The sequence below is a fragment of the Leclercia sp. UBA5076 genome, from assembly GCF_002416465.1.
Taxonomy (GTDB): domain Bacteria; phylum Pseudomonadota; class Gammaproteobacteria; order Enterobacterales; family Enterobacteriaceae; genus Enterobacter.
The window spans coordinates 112,966-129,875 of record NZ_DIAO01000015.1 but is presented as its reverse complement, the minus strand read 5'-3'; the positions used below and the strand labels follow the sequence as shown (position 1 = coordinate 129,875).

The 16,910-nt window shown below is 59.8% G+C and carries 11 protein-coding genes; 4 read left to right on the top strand and 7 right to left on the bottom strand.

The genetic code is table 11. The features are described from left to right. Nucleotides 1–29 precede the first annotated feature (29 nt). The 5 genes from B3X29_RS15540 to B3X29_RS15520 form a co-directional block, all read right to left on the bottom strand. Entirely contained in the window at nucleotides 30–284 is a 255-nt protein-coding gene (locus B3X29_RS15540) for a hypothetical protein (protein WP_103180829.1), read from the bottom strand. Next, entirely contained in the window at nucleotides 271–8,826 is an 8,556-nt protein-coding gene (locus B3X29_RS15535; protein ID WP_290557496.1) for a hemagglutinin repeat-containing protein, read from the bottom strand. Before B3X29_RS15535 ends, B3X29_RS15540 begins: the two co-directional genes overlap by 14 nt. After that, the gene (locus B3X29_RS15530; RefSeq protein WP_159340335.1) at nucleotides 8,819–9,367 is read right to left on the bottom strand and encodes a toxin-activating lysine-acyltransferase; all 549 of its coding nucleotides are present in this window, start codon (nucleotides 9,365–9,367) and stop codon (nucleotides 8,819–8,821) included. The genes B3X29_RS15535 and B3X29_RS15530 overlap by 8 nt, the downstream gene beginning before the upstream one ends. Beyond that, entirely contained in the window at nucleotides 9,367–11,016 is a 1,650-nt protein-coding gene (locus tag B3X29_RS15525; protein ID WP_236560492.1) for a ShlB/FhaC/HecB family hemolysin secretion/activation protein, read from the bottom strand. The genes B3X29_RS15530 and B3X29_RS15525 overlap by 1 nt, the downstream gene beginning before the upstream one ends. Nucleotides 11,017–11,266: 250 nt before the next feature. Next, nucleotides 11,267–11,659 carry a YdeI family stress tolerance OB fold protein gene (locus tag B3X29_RS15520; protein WP_103180825.1) on the bottom strand — a complete coding sequence of 131 codons (393 nt, stop codon included), beginning with the start codon at nucleotides 11,657–11,659 and terminating at the stop codon, nucleotides 11,267–11,269. A gap of 142 nt (nucleotides 11,660–11,801) precedes the next feature. Between B3X29_RS15520 and B3X29_RS15515 the strand changes: the two genes are divergently transcribed. Genes B3X29_RS15515 through B3X29_RS15500 form a run of 4 tightly spaced genes read left to right on the top strand, consistent with a single transcriptional unit; the run spans nucleotide 11,802 to nucleotide 14,294 of the window. Next, entirely contained in the window at nucleotides 11,802–12,308 is a 507-nt protein-coding gene (locus B3X29_RS15515; RefSeq protein ID WP_159340333.1) for a hypothetical protein, read from the top strand. Nucleotides 12,309–12,317: 9 nt separating this feature from the next. After that, nucleotides 12,318–12,770, top strand: a complete 453-nt coding sequence (locus tag B3X29_RS15510) for a DUF421 domain-containing protein (RefSeq protein WP_103180823.1) — start codon at nucleotides 12,318–12,320, stop codon at nucleotides 12,768–12,770. Continuing rightward, nucleotides 12,767–13,297, top strand: a complete 531-nt coding sequence (locus B3X29_RS15505) for a 2-oxo-tetronate isomerase (protein WP_156655127.1) — start codon at nucleotides 12,767–12,769, stop codon at nucleotides 13,295–13,297. Before B3X29_RS15510 ends, B3X29_RS15505 begins: the two co-directional genes overlap by 4 nt. A 10-nt stretch (nucleotides 13,298–13,307) precedes the next feature. After that, nucleotides 13,308–14,294, top strand: a complete 987-nt coding sequence (locus B3X29_RS15500) for an SDR family oxidoreductase (RefSeq protein WP_159340354.1) — start codon at nucleotides 13,308–13,310, stop codon at nucleotides 14,292–14,294. 148 nt (nucleotides 14,295–14,442) lie between these two features. On the opposite strand, the gene cydB is transcribed toward B3X29_RS15500, so the two are convergent. Further along, on the bottom strand, nucleotides 14,443–15,453 hold the full coding sequence (gene cydB / locus B3X29_RS15495; RefSeq protein ID WP_103180820.1) for a cytochrome d ubiquinol oxidase subunit II: 1,011 nt from the start codon (nucleotides 15,451–15,453) through the stop codon (nucleotides 14,443–14,445). Beyond that, nucleotides 15,453–16,856, bottom strand: a complete 1,404-nt coding sequence (locus B3X29_RS15490; protein ID WP_103822604.1) for a cytochrome ubiquinol oxidase subunit I — start codon at nucleotides 16,854–16,856, stop codon at nucleotides 15,453–15,455. Before B3X29_RS15490 ends, cydB begins: the two co-directional genes overlap by 1 nt. Between the last annotated feature and the right edge of the window lie 54 nt (nucleotides 16,857–16,910).

The window sequence follows — 16,910 nt, the reverse complement described above, 5'->3', positions numbered from 1 at the left end:
TCTGCTGGCTGAGATTGTTGTTGGCTTATTTATCTGCTTCTTTTTTTCTTTTTACGCTCTTGTAACCTGGCTTTAATCCAGATGCCGAAAGCAAGTATTAAGCCGCCAGCGATACCTTTCCTTAAGGCATCACTGAAAGCTTCTCTCCAATCGAACTCAAATACATTTATTTTAAAATAAACGATTACTGAAACGATTAGATAGCCGATGACTACCGCAATAAACAATATGCTTACACATATGCAAACCAGTTTAACCAAATCCTTAATGTTAATTTTTTCCATTTTTCTTTCCTGCATTGTCAAGTTTATCTTTAACTTTATTGCCGGAAACCTCTCCCACAGTGGCCCCCGTAGCTGCTCCAATTATTTCAGCACTACCTTCTTTTATAAAAGGTTTTAGCTGCTCGGTTGCCACTTTGCCAATACCACCACCAAATAGAGAGCCAACTCCGGCGCCAATAGTTGAGTTAGTTGGATCTTCACCTTTAATACTACTACCTATTGCCGCACCACCCATATTTATAGGAGTTGAAACCAGAATACCTTTCCCCGTTGTTGCTGCGGCTGTTACTCCCGCCATGATTGCGTCCACATAACTGAAAGGATCCTTTCCTGCCAGTTGCACACCCGTATTTACTCCAATACCAATTGCAGCATTAGCGGCCATACCTTTCACAGTAATGCCCAGCACGCTGCCCCCGAACATGACAGGTGCGTCGCCAATGCTGGCATTCGATTTATGGTAGCCCCAGGTATTCATGATTGTCTGAGCCTTAGACATGGCCTCAGAGTCAGGGTTACGTTTCATGTAATCCTGTCCGGAGAGCAAACCTTTGACCAGTTCTTGCGAAACAGCAGAACCGTATTCCCTCTCCATCTCTGATGCGTAAACACGTAAGTAACCTGCCAATTCAGCCCGTTCATTGCTGCTCATCTGTGATGGATCTTTAGTAAATTTAGAAACCAGTGCATCGCTACGTTTGTCGGCATTTTCCAGCTTGATTAGCTCATTGGCAGTTGCTAATGACTTATCACCGTTCTTAATTTTCTCAACGGCTTTGTCAAGTTTGTCTGAAGATGTAGAACCAAGGAAATTATTCTCAACCGTCGTTTTACCCGCCTGCGCCCCCGCCACAGCAGACGCAGAGCTGTCGCCCACCAGTCCACCGGACAAGCCCGCCGCCAGCGTCGCCAGCGCAGAAACCGTCTGCTTCTGGGTTTCGTCCAGCTCGTCGGCCGGTTTCCCGTACATCTCGGTGGCGATCATCCCCACCAGCTCGCCCGTGGCGGCACCGGCGGCGCCCGCCAGCGCGTCCTGGCCCTGGGCGGCGGCGAGCGCAGCGTTGACCACCGCGTGGGCGGCGACTTTGCCCGCGTCGTTCAGACCGCTGTAGTGACCAATCACCTCCGCCACGTATGGCGCAGCACCGCCCGCGAGAGCGGCACTGAGATCGCTCCCGGCCAGCCCCTGAACCGCTGCCGTCGCCGCCTGAATCGCCTGCTGATACTGCCCGCCGGTGCCAAAGCCGGAGGCACTGAGCGCGTCGTTATACGCCGTCTGGTAGATCTGGCTGTTAATGTCTTCAAGAGTCGCGGTTTTGCCCGGATTGGCTTTCTCCCACGCCGCTTTTGCCTCCTGCAGATCCTGCGCGTTGACGTTATTCAGCTTCTCTTTCGCCGCGTTGGTGGCGCGGATGCTCCCCTCGGTGCGGGCAATATCCGCCACCTGATTGCCAATCTCACCGATGAGCTGCGCCTGCTGCAGCCGCTCCTGCTCTTTCTCTTTGTCGAAGATAGGGGAGAGGGTCTGGTTGGCGTGTTCCACGTCGCGGCTGAGCTGATTGACATCCTGAACCTGACGATCCTGGTCGCGGACAATCAGAGTGCCGTCCGATACTGCCGCGTGCGTGGTACTGCTGTCATGCCCGTCGCGGTTCGCCCCCACCAGCAGGCCGTTCGCCATATTCCCGGCAAACTGGCTGCCGATGCTGCCCCCGGTGCTCATGCCCACGCTCTGGTGTTCCACCTCGAAGTCGGCGCGGTTTTCGATATCGCTAAAGCCAATGGTGCCGGTATCGAGACGGTTTTTATCGGCGGTAGCCGTAGAGCCAATCACCGCCCCGTTGAGCTGGGTATGCTCGCCCACGGTAACGTCGTAGCCGCCTTTGCCGGCGAAGATCCCGGTCTGTTCCACCACAGAGTCGTAGTTGCTGTGCATCTTGTCGCGGCTGAGGTTGACGCTGGCCGAACCAGTCATAGAGCCGATGCTGAAGCTGCCCCCCGCGCTGGCGTTCTGCTGCTTCGAGTCGTAGCGATCGCTGTCCTGCTCGGAGGTGAGGGTCAGGTTGCGGCCAATATCCGCTCTTACCGTTTCGCCGCTCACCTGCGCCCCGGTCAGGGTGGCGTCACGTCCGGTCAGGATATTCACCTGGCGGCCCGCGTCCACGGTGGTCTCACTGTGAGTGGTGCCGTTACCGCTCTCGTTGCCCTTGCCGCGGTTGACGCTGGCGGAGATGTTGATGCCCGCGCCGCCGGAGCCGTACCCGATGCCCACCCCGACGCTGCCGCCCTTGCTCTCGTTTTTGCCATCCAGCAGCTGGGTGTTTTGCGCCGAGCGCAGATACAGATCGCGGTTGGCGGCGAGGGTCAGATCGTTGCCCGCCTTCAGCTGGCTGCCTTCCACGGTCAGATCCCCGTCCGTGCCGCGCGCGCCGCTGCCGGTGGCGACAACGCTGAGATCGCGCCCGGCGTTAAGCGTGCTGCCCTGGGCGGTGTTCTGCTCGCTGTACTGGGTCGATTTCGACGACTGGCTGCCGTAAGAGAGGCTGATGCCCACGGTATTGGTGTTAGAGGCATCCGCTCCCAGCGCCTGATCCATCCGCGCGGCCTGGGCAGCCTGCACGCCGGAGAGCGCGGCCTTCACCCCCTGCAACGCCTGTAAGCGGCCGCTGCCGGAGGATTTTGCCTGCTGAGAGGCCTCAACGGCGCTGTTCAGCGCGCTGCCGACGGTGCCGGAGAGCGCCAGGGTCAGGCCGGAGGTTTTCTGTTCCACCTCATGAGTTTGCTGGCTGCGGTTGTTCACCGCCGTGATGTCGACGTTTTTACCGGTCAGCGTCATGTCCTGACCCGCCACCAGATCGGAGCCGCTTACCGTCAGGCGATCCCCTGCGCGCAGGGTCAGGTCGCCGTCGACGCTGCCGACGGTGCTGCCCGCCTGGGTCGCGTCCGCGCCGGTGTCGGTGGTTTTGATGCTCCGGGTGCCGACGCTAAAGCCGATCCCGCCCGAGCTCAGCAGCCCCGATTTTTTCTCCTGCTTCTGGTGCAGCTCGTTATTGCGTTCGGCCTGGGTCTCCACGCTCAGGTTGTTGCCTGCCAGCAGGGCCACATCCCCCGTGCCCGCCACGTTACTGCCGCGCACGGTGAGATCGTTTCCGGCGGTGAGGTTAACAGTGTCGCCGTTCAGCTCGCTGCTCTGCACCGTCTGACGGGCGATCTGGTCGCGGGTGGTGGTGGTGGTTTTCGACAGCCAGCCGTTACCGCCCACCACTTTGTGCCGTTCGTCCAGATCCTGGCTATTTTCACCCGCCGCCAGGGTCAGGTTATTCCCGGCGTTGACGTTAAGCGCCTCTCCGGCGGAGAGGGCAGCGGCGCGGGCGTTGAGGTCATTCCCGGCGGCCAGGGTGACGTCCCCTTTGCCGGTCACCTCGCTGCCGATGCTGTTGGTCTGGCCCTGTTTCAGGCTGTTGTCGCCATCCCACACCAGGCTATCGCGGCTGGCGGTCTGAAGATCGTTGAGGGTCATATCCCGCCCGGCCACCAGCTGCGCTTTGCCGTTCTCGCCGCTGGCGATCACCTGTGCGCCGGTCAGGGTGATATCCCGCCCGGACTGCAACGCCAGTTTGCCGTCGTCGCCCTGGACGTAGATGCCGGAGACGCTGTCGATGGTGGTGCGGGCGAAGCGGTTCTCGCCGTTAACGCTGTCGGCACTGAGGGTGGTGCTGGTGAGATTGATATCGCGTCCGGCGCTGGCCAGCACGCTGTTGTCACCCACGATGGCACCGCCGATATTGTTGATATCGGTGCGCGCGTTGAGGTTGACGTCCGCCCCCTGAATCGTCCCGGTCTGGTTGGTGATGTTGTCGGCGTCCAGTTGCAGGACTTTGCGCCCGGCAAGGGTGCCACGGTTAAACAGGTCGCCGTTAAGCTTGATGGAGACGTTGTTCCCGGCAATCAGCGCGCCAGAGCCGTCGATATCACCCGGTTTCACTTTGGCGTAGACCTGCGGCACCAGCACGTTCTCGGTGGAGCCGTCCGGCATCTTCACCCGGGTGTTGACCAGCCAGACGATATCCCCGGTCAGCAGCGCCATCTGCTCTGGCGTCAGCGCCACGCCAATCTTCAGGTCGTACTGCTTGCCGAAGGTGATGCCGCGATCCATCAGCGCCTTGTACTGCTCTTCGTCGTTGCTGTAGCCATCCAGGTAGCGCTGGCCGGTGATGCCAATCACCTGCTCGCGGATCAGGCGCTGCTCGTAGTAGCCATCCCCCAGCCGTTTCAGCGTGTTGTCGCCATCGGCGGTAAAGGCGTCCTGCATATAGTCGCTGCCGAGCCACTGGCGCTCGTTAGTGAAGCGCGGATCGGTCTCCACCAGGTACGGCACCTCCGCCGACGGGTTCACCTTGAACAGGCTGTTGTCCGGCAGGGTGGTGTTGGGGCCGATAATGCGGATCGCACCGTCGGCCGGGGTCACTTCAAACTGCTGTCCGGCAGGTGGGGTCACCGGCTCGCCCGGCGAAACGGTCTGCTGCGGGGCGGGTTTCACCCCGGCGGCCTGGCCAATGGTCACGTCCGTTCCCTGTAGTACCAGCGGAGTGATGCTGAGATTGCTGCCCTCGACGCTGCCGTTGCTGATCAGCTGGCCCGGCTTCAGGGAGATGTCCTGAATGGTGGTGGGCGGGGTATATGCCGTGCGGTCGCGCCCTTGCTCATCGTCGCCCTTGTGGCGAATACGGTAGTAGTGGGTGACGGTGCCTTCATCGGTGGTGTAACGCTTGCCGGGCACGTCCTCGTTCTGCACGCTGCCCAGCTGGTCGATTGCCAGGGTGCCGCCTGCAATCACCTGGCTCTTGTCGTTAAACAGTTTGTCACCCGTCAGCAGCAGGTTGCCCCCGGCGAGGATCTTCGCCGGGTCGCTCTCTTTGATGCGCGTTTCGTCAATGGTGCGGGTGTAGTCGTACTGGTTGAAGTTGTCGTTATTTGCGCCGCTGTCTTCTGGCGTATTCAGGTTACGCAGTCCGTCGGAAGAGTTGTCATCCACCCAGACGCCTTTTTCTGTCGAACTCCAGCGGTTGGTTGAGCCCGTGTGCTGATAGTCGGTGAGCTCTTCCTGCGACACCCGCACCACCTCGGTGGAGAAGTGGTCGTTGATGTTATTGATCTGCCCGGCGGCAATCGCCATATCCCCGGCGGATTCAATGGTCGAGCTGTGGTTGTTAATGGTCGCGGCGCGGCCAGTGACGGCGCCGTTATCATCCAGCGCGCCGCCGATGCTCATGCTGCCCGCACTGTAGATCAGGCCGTGATCGGCGTTGTTCAGGGTCTGCACGCCGAGGTTGACGCGCTCGCGCCCGGCCAGCGTCGCTGCGGTGCCGTTTTCGGCGAGGTTGTTAAAGGTACCCACATTTACCCCCACCGCATCGCCATAAATCCGCCCGGTGCCGGTGTTGGTCAGGGTGTTGGCGTTGATGCGGGTGGCGATCCCGTCGATCAGGCCGGTATTGCGTACCGTGCCGCGGGCCGTCAGGGTGGTGCTGCCGGCGTTGATTTCACCGCTGGCGAGGTTATTAAGATTCGCGCTCTGCACGTTGAGGGCGCTGCCCGCCATTAGCTGGCCGCTGTTGGTGAGATCGCCATCGGTGGTGAACGTCAGGTTGCCGTTGGCGAGGGTAGTGCCGCTGTTGTTCACGCCGCGGGTGCTGTGAAGCGTCATATCCCCCAGCGACAGCAGCTGGCCGCTGGCATCCAGAGACTGAGCCTCCACGCGCAGCGCTTTACCCGCTTTCAGGGTGCCGTCCGCGTTCAGCAGATTCAGGGCGCTACCGCTGAGATCCAGGGTATCGCCCGAGGCCAGCACCCCCGCGCCGTTGTTCAGCACGCCGCTGTTATTGATGCTCAGGGTGTTATTCGCCAGGATACTGCCGCGCTGGTTATCCAGACTCCCGGTGTTCAGCGCCAGGCTCTGGCCCTCCAGCCCCTGGTTCTCGCCGAGCGTACTGGTGTTAACAAATTCCAGGGCAGTGAGGGTCACGCTTTTGCCGCTGCGGATCAGCCCGGAGACGTTATCCACCATACCCTGGGCGCTGTCGAGGAGCAGGTCGCCCACCGACTGGATCTCTCCGCCGCCGTTTTGCAGGTTACCGGTATGCAGGGCGGTATCGGCCTCGCCAATCACCCGTCCGCCGTTGCGGTTATCGAGGTTCGTTGCCGCCACATCCGCCGCGCCGCTGGCCGCCAGGGTGCCGGCCTGGTTATTCACGTTGTCCGCTGAGAGGTTCAGTGCCCCCAGGCTGTTCAGGGTGCCGTCGCGGTTATCGAGGGCATCAGTGGTGACGTTTACGCCGTCACCCTGCAGCACGCCTTTATTATTGATGAGCTGCGAGGTGCCCAGTGACAGGCTCCCTGTCGCAGCAAGTTGCCCGGACGTATTGTTCAGCGTGCCGCCGTTGAAATTCAGGCTTTCGCCGGAGAAGGTAGTCCCCTGGCTGTTATCCAGCAGGCCGCCGCTGAGGGTCATAGCCCCGACCGACTTCAGCGCGCCGCCGTTATTGGCGAGGGTGTCGAACCCGGCGGTCAACGTCCGGTTCGCACCAATCTGCCCGTCGGTGTTGTCGATAGCCCCCGCGGTCAGGCTAAAATCGCCCTCGCTCGCCAGGAAGCCGCGCTGGTTATTCAGCGCGCCGCTCTCAAGATTAAGGGAACCCTGAGAGAGCAGGGCGCCGTCGCGGTTATCCAGGGCGCCGCCGTTGAGGGCCAGTGTCGCGCCGTCGGCGACAATCACCCCCTGCTGGTTGTCGAGGCTTGCGGCGCTTATGCGCTGGGTTTTCGCCGCCTCAATGCGGCCTTTGGCGTTGTTTACCGCCTGCTGGCTGGCAATCTCGCCGTCACCCGCGCCAGCTGAGATCAACCCCTGCTGATTGTTTACGCTCCCGGCCTCAAGCCGGGTGTTGCCCGCTACCGCCACGATCTGCCCGGCGTTGTTGTCGAGGGTCCCGGCCTTAAGCTGCACGCCGTTCGCCGCGCCAATCTGCCCCTGCTGGTTATTGAGGGCGCCCGGCAGGTCTACCGCCAGGGTACTGTTGCCGCGCTGGACGATGTTGCCTTTCTGGTTGCTGAGGTCGTGGGCGCTGACGCTGATGGTCTCCGCCCCCAGCGTGCCGCCGTTGTTATTGAGCATTTTGCCGGTACGCACAGTCAGTTCGCTGGCGTTAACCTTCGCGCTGGCGGTGCTCACGCCTTCCGCGCCGCCGTCCAGCAGCACGCGTTTGCCCTGGGTCTGGCTGCCGCTGACGTCCACCCCCTGGCCGCTGGCACTGAGATTGCCGCCCGCCAGGGTTTGCCCGTGGGCGCTCAGCTGGCCGCGGGTGCTGATTTCCAGATCCCCCGCATCGGCGAGCTTGCCGTCGCTTTTTACCCCGGCGGCCAGCACGCTCTGCTGACTGCCGGTGAAGCTGGCCGCGTTCACCCGGACGTTATTCGCGGCGGTCATCACGCCGCTGTTGTGCACTTCCCCTGCGGTTTGCAGGCTGGCACTGTCGCCAGCGCGCAGGGTGCCGCTGTTCTCGATGCGGCCGTCAGCGGAGATCGTTACGCTGCCCGCCTGGGCGCCAATGGCCCCGGCGTTACGTACCCCGACGCCGCTCTCGGTGCCGACCATGCGGATTTTGCCTGCGTACATGCCGCCGAGGCTGGCCACGTCCACCGCCAGCTGCGGACGGGTGGCAGGATCGTCACTGCCTTTTTCGATCGTCTCGTGGGCGGCATCCACCTTGTTACGCCCGGTGGTGACCTTCAGATCCTTGGCCCACAGCCCGGCATTAACCTTCACCGAGCGGGCAATGATGTCGGTGTAATCCGCGCCGGAGGTGTCCATCCCCGCGCCTTCGACCACCACTTCGCCGCGCTCGACGTTAAACCCGGTCAGCGCGCCGTCTTTCATCTGCGGCTGGCCGGTGGTGAGGGTGGCGCGGTTGGCGTTGATAAAGCCGCAGCCGCTACAGGTAATGCCTGACGGGTTGGCGATCACTACCTGGGCTTTTTTACCCGCCACTTCGATCATGCCGTTCAGCTTGCTCGGGTCGCGAGAGCTCACCTCGTTGAGGATCACTTTGGCTTCGCCTTTTGCCAGCCACGGGTTGCCCGCCACCATGCCGCCAATGTTGGTCTGCACGTTTTTGTGCGAGTTGTTGAGGATTGCCCCTTTGCTCTCCACGTCGAACTGGGTGTAGTTGTTACGCGACACCCCCGCAGCAGATGGCGTCTGGATATTGACCTGCGGCGTGCCGTTGGCGCTGTTGATGACCGTTGGCTGCTGGTTTTTTGGCGCACCGGCGTCGGCCACGATAGCGGCCTGCGCCGTCTGCACGGCTCCCATCGCCAGCCACAGGCTAAAGCTTAAGGCGCTCACCTTGCCGATAAGCTGGCTGTGGGTATGGCCAATGCCGGAAGAACGGGACGAACCGGCGCGGCCGGAGCGGGCGATATCCGCCACCACCATCAGCATGCCGCGCGCTTTGTTAAAGACAATTCGGTACAGGTTCTTATTCATGGTTCGTTCCTTTAAACGCTTCCGGCAGGCTCACGGCGAGCGGGTGATTCTGTTGCCACTCTCTGGCGTGTTGACGGCTGACGTGGCTGCCGTGGAACAGCATCACGCGCTTGCCACGCGCCGCGCCGCGGTGATACAGCGCGCGGCAGACGTGGTCGGGGAAGATATCGCGACGCATCAGGTTGTACATCGCGGCGGTATGGCCGAAGGGGGCGATCCAGTCGCAGAACCAGATCCGATCCCCGCAGTCCCAGTCCGCCTCTCGCATCTCGATGGCGGGGCGGGTGAGGTAGCGGACTTCCGCCTCCTCGTTCAGCCAGGCCCAGCTGAGGAAAAAGACCGGGCGGTCGTTTTCGCTCACCAGCACGTACTGGCGGCGCTTGATGATCGGCAGCAGCAGGGTGGGCAGGGCGTGCAACGGGGCATCCCGGTGCATCGGGGAGTGCATCCACAGCCAGACGGTGGCGCCCAGCACTTCGGCCTCGCTCTCCTCACCGCCGAGGATCAGCGGCGCTTTGATATCCAGATCTCCGACGCGCATCACCAGCTCCAGTTGAGGTTAAAGCCGAGCGTCAGATCGCTGGTTTCAAAGCCGTCCGGCTTCGAGAATGGCGTCCCGGCGAACAGGTCGTAGCCGGTGTTAAAGGCGTTGCCGCGCAGGCCCGCTACGCCGCCCGCCAGATGTTTACCCACCTGGAGATCGGAACTGTAACCGCCCACTTCGCCGTAGTCGGCGCCCAGATAGAACTCCTGGTTCGGCAACGGCGTGCGCCAGGCCAGATCGTTACGCACGTACCAGCCGTGGCTGGCGCTGAGGGTGCGTTCGCCGTCAAAGCCGCGCACCGTCCAGCGGTTGCCGATGGCGAACTGATCCTGCGGCGTCAGCGGCGTGTTGCTGATCTGACGCAGGTACTGCACGTTGTAGCGGAAGTTTTGCGTACCGATGGCAAACGGCAGATCGAGCTGGGCGCTCAGCAGGGTAATTTTGCCAAGCGCGGTGGCATCGCCCCAGTACTCTTCCGGCGCAGGCCGGGCACCGAACCAGCGGGTGCCGCGCTGATAGCTGATGCCCGCATCCAGCGTCGCCTGGCCGATGTAGTGGCGATGATCCAGCCCGATGCGCCAGCCCGCGGTCTGACGGCGCTGGACGCCCACTTCCGTATCGTCGATATAGTTGCGGGTCTCCCGCGCCAGCACGTCGTAAGAGAAGGTGGTTTTTTGTGAGCCGCTGCGGTGCAGCACCCGGCTGAGCTGAATGTCGAGGTTTTTACTTTTACCGCTGTAGCGATAATCCTCGTTCAGCCCGGCGACGGTCTGGTGGTAGTCGTAGTCGCTGCCGGTGACGCCCAGCATCCAGTAGCCAAACGGCACCGAGTAGTGGGCGGTGACGTTTTTACTCCCTTTGCCGCCCTTGTCGTTCAGATCGTGGCTGGCAGAGACATAGAGCAGATCGCTCAGCGAGAAGGGGTTATCCAGCGACAGCGTCACGCCGCCCTGGTAGCGCCCGGTGGTTTCGGTCCCGGCATCGTCCAGCGAGAGGCCGATACGCCACATTTTGCTCTGCTTGCGGGTGATGACCACGTCGCTCTCGCCCGGGTTTTCCCCCGGCAGCAGCTCCATACTGGCCTCAACCGTTGGCAGGCGCTGTAAGTTTTCCAGCCCCTGTTCAATATCGCGCAGATCCAGCAGGTTGCCTTCGTGAGCCGGGAAGGCGCTGTAGAGCTGGATATAGTCGTCGCTCTCTTCGGTCAGCTTCACGTGGCGGATAGTGCCCGGCACGATGGCAAGCTTCAGGGTGCCGCTCTTCAGATCCTGCGACGGGGCCAGCACGCGGGTGGTGATCCAGCCGTGGTCGACGATGCGGTTCTGCAGGGTGCTCATCAGCAGGTTAATGCCCTTGCCGCCCAGACAGCGCCCCTGCGCCTGGTCCGCAATACGCTGCAACGGCACCCAGTGGGGCAGGGCCTCCTCGCCGCTCAGCTCGACGCGGTTAATCGGAAAACAGGGCGTTTCGGTCGGGAAGGCAATGTTACCAAAACCGGATGACGGTTCTGAAAGGCGCACATCCGGGACCGGCGGGGTTAATTGCTCCTCTAATGCTCTCTGGCGCTGCTGCTGAATAATAAATTGATTATCGGGTGGCGCCGCATGGGCAGAGACCATTAAAGACAGACCAGAGGCTGTCGCCATTATCAGGGCAATATTATGTCGGGCTTTCATCGGCGAATCCGTGCTGTGTAAGCAATAAAGAAGGCAATGTGAATTTGTGTAAAATTGTTTAAGTATTGCGAGGGGAAGGAAAGGGGGATTAATCCTAAAGCCCGGAATTATCCGAGTTTTTGGCTCCTTAAATCTGGTAGGTTAAGGTTTAGAGAATATATTCCTCAGGGTTCTCGTGGATATTCGGGAATATCCACGAGAAACTTAAGTGAAATTTACACTATTTCTGAATACGGTCGACACGGACCACCGGTGGATTTGATTTTTTATCCAGACTGCCGTTAATGCTGATCATATTATCGGGCTGGACGGTACGGCCATCAAATACCGCCTGGGGGATCACCGTATCAATAGTGCCGGTTTTATCGCGGAATTTAAATTTATCGCCGCCGGAACCTTCTATGAGATTACCGCGCAGGGAGATCGTAGCCCCGTCGTGCATCTCTTTGGCCTGCTCCACGGTCATGATGCGGGCATCTTCCGCGCCACGATAACCATCATCCAGCGCGTGCGGTGGAGGAGGGGCAGTATCTTTCTTCAGTCCACCATTATCATCGGCATATACAGCCGGAATTATAAGACAACACAATAAGGGTGCGACGGATAATTTCATACAGCCTCCTTGGTTTAGCCTGCTTGACAGATTAAGCCTGGTTGCTATTTTTTATTTTGCAAACAGGAACAGTCTTAATCAAATTTATCGATAAAAATCATCTGGCTGCATAATATTAATTAACGAGACGGTGAGGTGATAAATGGCAAAAGCCAAAGAACCCCCCCCTGAATTGCCCGGCGTCAAACAGAGTCATGCTGCCCTGCAGTTTGAATACGATGCGCACCGCTTCGGTTTTTTTCTGTTAATACTCATTATCACCGCTGCGCTGTCAGGGCTTTTTTCTGGTGGCTATTTTAGCGAAGCGACAAAGAGTAACGCTCCGGGTAATTTGCAGGTTGAGTATGAACGTTTTGGACGCTTGCAAACGCCCATTGAGTTGAAAATTAGCGTGCCAGAACAGAGTACTACGCCGCTGACGTTGCGCATCGGCGGCGAATATATGGAACGGATGCAAACCGATAATATCTGGCCCCAGCCCGATGAAATGTACAGCGAGGGCGGGGAGATCGTGCTGGTTTATCAGGAACCGCGCAAGGGTTTAACCGTCTGGCTCTATACCACCCCACAACGCCCCGGCAAAACCGACCTCTCTGTCACGGTAAATAATCAACCGGGCCTCTCTTTCTGGCAATTTATCTATCCCTAAGGCACCAATATGGAAATGATACTCAGGGCGGTGGCGATTTATCTGATTTTACTGGTGGTATTTAAAATCGCCGGCAGGCGGGCGCTGCTGCAAATGACCAGCTTCGATCTGATCCTGTTATTAATTATTAGTGAAGCTACGCAACAGGCGCTGCTGGGGGATGATTTTTCCGTCACCGGCGCCATGCTCACCATTATTACGCTGGTGGTGGTGGATATGCTGTTTGGCATGGTAAAAAAATATATATCCGGTGCGGAATCGGCCATCGACGGCTCCCCGGTTATTCTGGTGGTGCACGGTGAACTGCAAAACGAAAAATTAAAGAAAGTCGATGTCTCCTGCGACGACATTCTGGTCTCTGCCCGGCAAAATCACGGCATAACCACTCTGGAAGAAATTAAATACGCCATACTTGAACGTAATGGTCATATTTCGATTATTCCTGAAGAGAGTGCATCATGAAAGAAAATGAAAATGTCTGGAACCAGGCCAAAACCACCAAAGAACTCACCAGCCAGGTATCAACTGTCCTGATCGATCTGGGCTGGCTGCTTACTACCGCAGAATCCTGCACCGGCGGCAACCTGGCCTCTGCGCTCTGCGCCGAGAAAGATACCGCCTCGTTCTTTGGTACCGGCGTGGTCACCTTTAACAACGAAGCTAAACACAAGGTACTGGGTGTCAACAATGCCACCCTGGAAAAATATACCGCCGTCAGTAGCCAGACGGTGGGCGAGATGGCTCAGGGCGCACTGGAGCTTGCCGACGCGGATATCAGCATCGCCATCAGCGGTTATGCCGGGCCGGACGGCGGTGAGGATGGCACTCCGGCAGGCACCGTCTGGTTTGGTTGGTCTTTTCGCGGTGAGGTCACTACCGCCGTGCAGCACTTCACCGGCGAGTGTGAAGATGTGATTGAGAAAGCGGTTCGTTACGCGCTTTCTGAACTGTTGCGGCAGATCCCGCACTGGAAAAAGCAACTGCATTAAGGAGAGCATGATGAGCGTTGTGGTGATCACCGGAGCGACGGCTGGCGTGGGCAAAGCCACGGCGCTGCGTTTTGCAGAGGCGGGCTATCACGTGGGGATTATCGCCCGGGATGACCCCAGCCTTGAGGCGGCGCGGGCCGAAATTGAACGCTTCGGCGTGAAGTGTCACACGGTGAATGCCGATGTGACGGACGCGTCGGCCATCATGGCGGCGGCCAACGCGTTCGAGACGCAGCTCGGCGCAATTGATGTATGGATCAACAACGCCATGTGCGGGGTGCTGGCGCCGTTTCGCACCATGAGCGATGAGGAGTTTCGCCGGGTCACGGACGTAACCTACCTGGGCTACGTTAACGGCACCCGGGCGGCATTGTCCGTGATGACCCCGCGCGATGCGGGACAGATTATCCAGGTGGGCTCTGCCCTGGCTTACCGCTCCATCCCGCTCCAGTCCGCCTACTGCGGCGCGAAAGCGGCGATCCGCGACTTTACCGACGCGGTACGCACCGAGCTTATCCACGAGCGTATCAATATCCAGCTGACGATGGTGCAGATGCCGGGCCTTAACACGCCGCAGTTTAGCTGGGCGCGCAATAAGTTTGCCTTCGCTATGCGCCCAATCGGACCGGTCTATGAGCCGGAGGTGGCCGCCGAGGCGATTTTCAACGTGACCCGCCGCCCGGTGCGGGAGCTGTGGGTCGGGCGCAGCACCATACAGGCGATTATCGGCCAGTTTCTCTTCCCCGGCCTGCTGGATCGCATGATGGTGAAAAAGGTGTGGGAAGGGCAGATGACCAACGAACTCAACGTCCCCGAGCGGCAGGATTATCTTTCCGGGCCGGTCAGGGGGATGCACCAGGTCCACGGGCGCTTTTCCGACGAGTCGAGAACCCGGGCGACGGCCATCACCTCCGGCGTGCCGGGGAAAGTACTGCTGGGTAGCGCTGCGCTGGCGGGACTGCTGCTGGTGGGGAAACTGATCACCCGGCGGAAATAGGGTAAGCAGTATCGTTTTGTAGGCCGGGTAAGGCAAAGCCGCCACCCGGCTTTTTATTGCGCACCGCCCGGCGGCGCGATGCTTGCCGGGCCTGGGGGCGATTTGTAGGCCGGGTAAGCGTCAGCGCCACCCGGCAATGCTGCCGCGCTTAATGGTAGCCCTCGGTGTCGGTCACCTTGCCGCGAAACACGTAGTAGCTCCAGGCGGTATAGACCAGAATCAACGGGATGATCAGCAGCGTGCCCACCAGCATAAAGAGCTGGCTGGACGGCGGCGCGGCGGCGTCCCAGATGGTGATGCGTGGCGGGATAATGTTGGGCCACAGGCTGATGCCGAGCCCGCTAAAGCCAAGGAAGATCAGCCCGAGGGTCAGCAGGAAGGGTCGGGTATGGCTGTGCGGATCGCGGGTGAGTCGCCAGATCCACAGACCGAAGATCCCCACCAGCAGCGGCACCGGCAGGAAGTAGAAGAAGTTCGGCAATGTGAACCAGCGGTCGGCCACATATTGCCAGCCGAGCGGGGTCCAGACGCTTACCACCGCCACGACCGCCAGCAGCGCCAGCAGCACCTTGCGGGTCAAATCCCGCATATGGCGCTGTAATGCCCCTTCGCTTTTCATAATCAGCCAGGTGGTGCCCAGCAGGGTATAGGCCACCATCAGCCCCAGCCCGCAGAAGAGGTTAAAGGGGGTCAGCCAGTCCAGCGACGAACCCGCGAAGCGGCGGCCTTCAACGTCAAAGCCGTTAATCATCGCCCCGACGACAATCCCCTGGCTGAAGGTCGCCAGCAGCGAGCCCCCGGCGAAGGAGTAGTCCCAGAAGGCGCGGTGCGACGGCGTGGCTTTGAAACGAAACTCGAACGCCACCCCGCGGAAAATGAGCCCGATCAGCATCGCGGTCAGGGGAATGGTCAGCGCATCGATAACCACCGCATAGGCCAGCGGGAAGGCGCCAAACAGCCCGGCTCCCCCCAGCACCAGCCAGGTTTCGTTTCCGTCCCATACCGGGGCGACGCTGTTTACCATCACGTCGCGCGCCTGCGGGTCGCGCTCAAAGTAGAAGAGCATGCCGATACCTAAATCGAAGCCATCCATGATGATGTACATCAGGGTGGCGAAAACGATGATGGCAAACCAGATAACTGAGATATCGACGCCCATTACAGTTTCTCCTCTTCCGGAACCGGTTCTGCCGCCGAGAGCGGGCGTGCGGGTCTGCCGTCGGTCTTCATCGAGAGATTATCGGTAGGCTGCGGTCCTTTCTTAATCAACCGCACCAGATAGACTAACCCCACGCCAAATACCGAGCAGTAAACAACGATAAACGCCAGCAGGCTGATGCTCATTTGCAGGGTGCTGTGCAGCGACACCGCATCAATGGTGCGCAGATAGCCATATACGACCCACGGCTGGCGGCCCACCTCGGTCGTAACCCAGCCGGCGAGGATCGCGACGACACCCGCTGGCCCCATACTCAGGGCAAAGCGGTGGAACGGGCGGGAGTGATAGAGCCGACGGCGATGGCGCAACCAAAGGCTGATAACCCCCATCAGGATCATCAGCAGCCCCAGGCCCACCATCACGCGGAACGACCAGAAGACGATGAGCGAGTTAGGGCGCTCATCTTTCGGGAAATCTTTCAGCGCCGGGACCTGCTTATCCAGGCTGTGGGTGAGGATCAGGCTGCCAAGCGCCGGGATCTCCAGCCCATACTTGGTGCGCTCCTCTTCCATATCGGGCACACCAAACAGCAGCAGGGGCGTCGCTTCGCCAGGGGGATTTTCCCAATGCCCTTCGATGGCGGCGATTTTTGCCGGCTGGTGTTCGAGGGTGTTCAGGCCGTGCATATCCCCGACAAAGGCCTGAATCGGCGCCACCAGCAGCGCCATCCACAGCGCCATTGAGAACATTTTGCGCACCGCCGGGCTGTCGTTACCGCGCAGCAGATGCCATGCCCCGGAGGCGCCAACAAACAGGGCGCTGCTCAGGAAGGCGGCGATGGACATGTGGATCAGACGATACGGGAAAGAGGGGTTAAAGATGATGGCGAACCAGTCCTCGGGGATGACCTGACCGTTCTCGATGCTAAAGCCCTGCGGCGTGTGCATCCAGCTGTTGGAGGCGAGGATCCAGAAGGTGGACATCAGAGTGCCCAGCGCCACCATACAGGTGGCAAAGAAGTGCAGGCCAGGCCCAACCTTGTTCCAGCCAAACAGCATGACCCCAAGGAAACCCGCTTCGAGGAAGAAGGCGGTGAGCACTTCATAGGTGAGCAGCGGGCCGGTGATGCTGCCGGCAAACTGCGAAAAGCCACTCCAGTTGGTGCCAAACTGGTAAGCCATCACCAGCCCGGAGACCACGCCCATGCCGAAGTTAACGGCGAAGATTTTTAACCAGAAATGATAGAGCGAGCGCCAGACATCATTTTTCGTTCTCAGCCACATCCCCTCCAGTACCACCAGATAGCTGGCAAGGCCGATGGTTAACGCCGGGAAGATAATATGAAATGAGACAGTGAAGGCAAACTGAAGCCTGGCGAGATAAAACGCATCGAGTTCGAACATCGTACTCTTCCCCTGTCAGCGAAAAGCCCCGTATAAAACGGGGCATCGTGGTAC

What these genes read in the sequence shown, in the direction of transcription:
- B3X29_RS15540 (WP_103180829.1), bottom strand. Translation starts at nt 284, where the DNA reads ATGGAAAAAATTAACATTAAGGATTTGGTTAAACTGGTTTGCATATGT.
- B3X29_RS15535 (WP_290557496.1), bottom strand. Translation starts at nt 8,826, where the DNA reads ATGAATAAGAACCTGTACCGAATTGTCTTTAACAAAGCGCGCGGCATG.
- B3X29_RS15530 (WP_159340335.1), bottom strand. Translation starts at nt 9,367, where the DNA reads ATGCGCGTCGGAGATCTGGATATCAAAGCGCCGCTGATCCTCGGCGGT.
- B3X29_RS15525 (WP_236560492.1), bottom strand. Translation starts at nt 11,016, where the DNA reads ATGGCGACAGCCTCTGGTCTGTCTTTAATGGTCTCTGCCCATGCGGCG.
- B3X29_RS15520 (WP_103180825.1), bottom strand. Translation starts at nt 11,659, where the DNA reads ATGAAATTATCCGTCGCACCCTTATTGTGTTGTCTTATAATTCCGGCT.
- B3X29_RS15515 (WP_159340333.1), top strand. Translation starts at nt 11,802, where the DNA reads ATGGCAAAAGCCAAAGAACCCCCCCCTGAATTGCCCGGCGTCAAACAG.
- B3X29_RS15510 (WP_103180823.1), top strand. Translation starts at nt 12,318, where the DNA reads ATGGAAATGATACTCAGGGCGGTGGCGATTTATCTGATTTTACTGGTG.
- B3X29_RS15505 (WP_156655127.1), top strand. Translation starts at nt 12,767, where the DNA reads ATGAAAGAAAATGAAAATGTCTGGAACCAGGCCAAAACCACCAAAGAA.
- B3X29_RS15500 (WP_159340354.1), top strand. Translation starts at nt 13,308, where the DNA reads ATGAGCGTTGTGGTGATCACCGGAGCGACGGCTGGCGTGGGCAAAGCC.
- cydB (WP_103180820.1), bottom strand. Translation starts at nt 15,453, where the DNA reads ATGGGCGTCGATATCTCAGTTATCTGGTTTGCCATCATCGTTTTCGCC.
- B3X29_RS15490 (WP_103822604.1), bottom strand. Translation starts at nt 16,856, where the DNA reads ATGTTCGAACTCGATGCGTTTTATCTCGCCAGGCTTCAGTTTGCCTTC.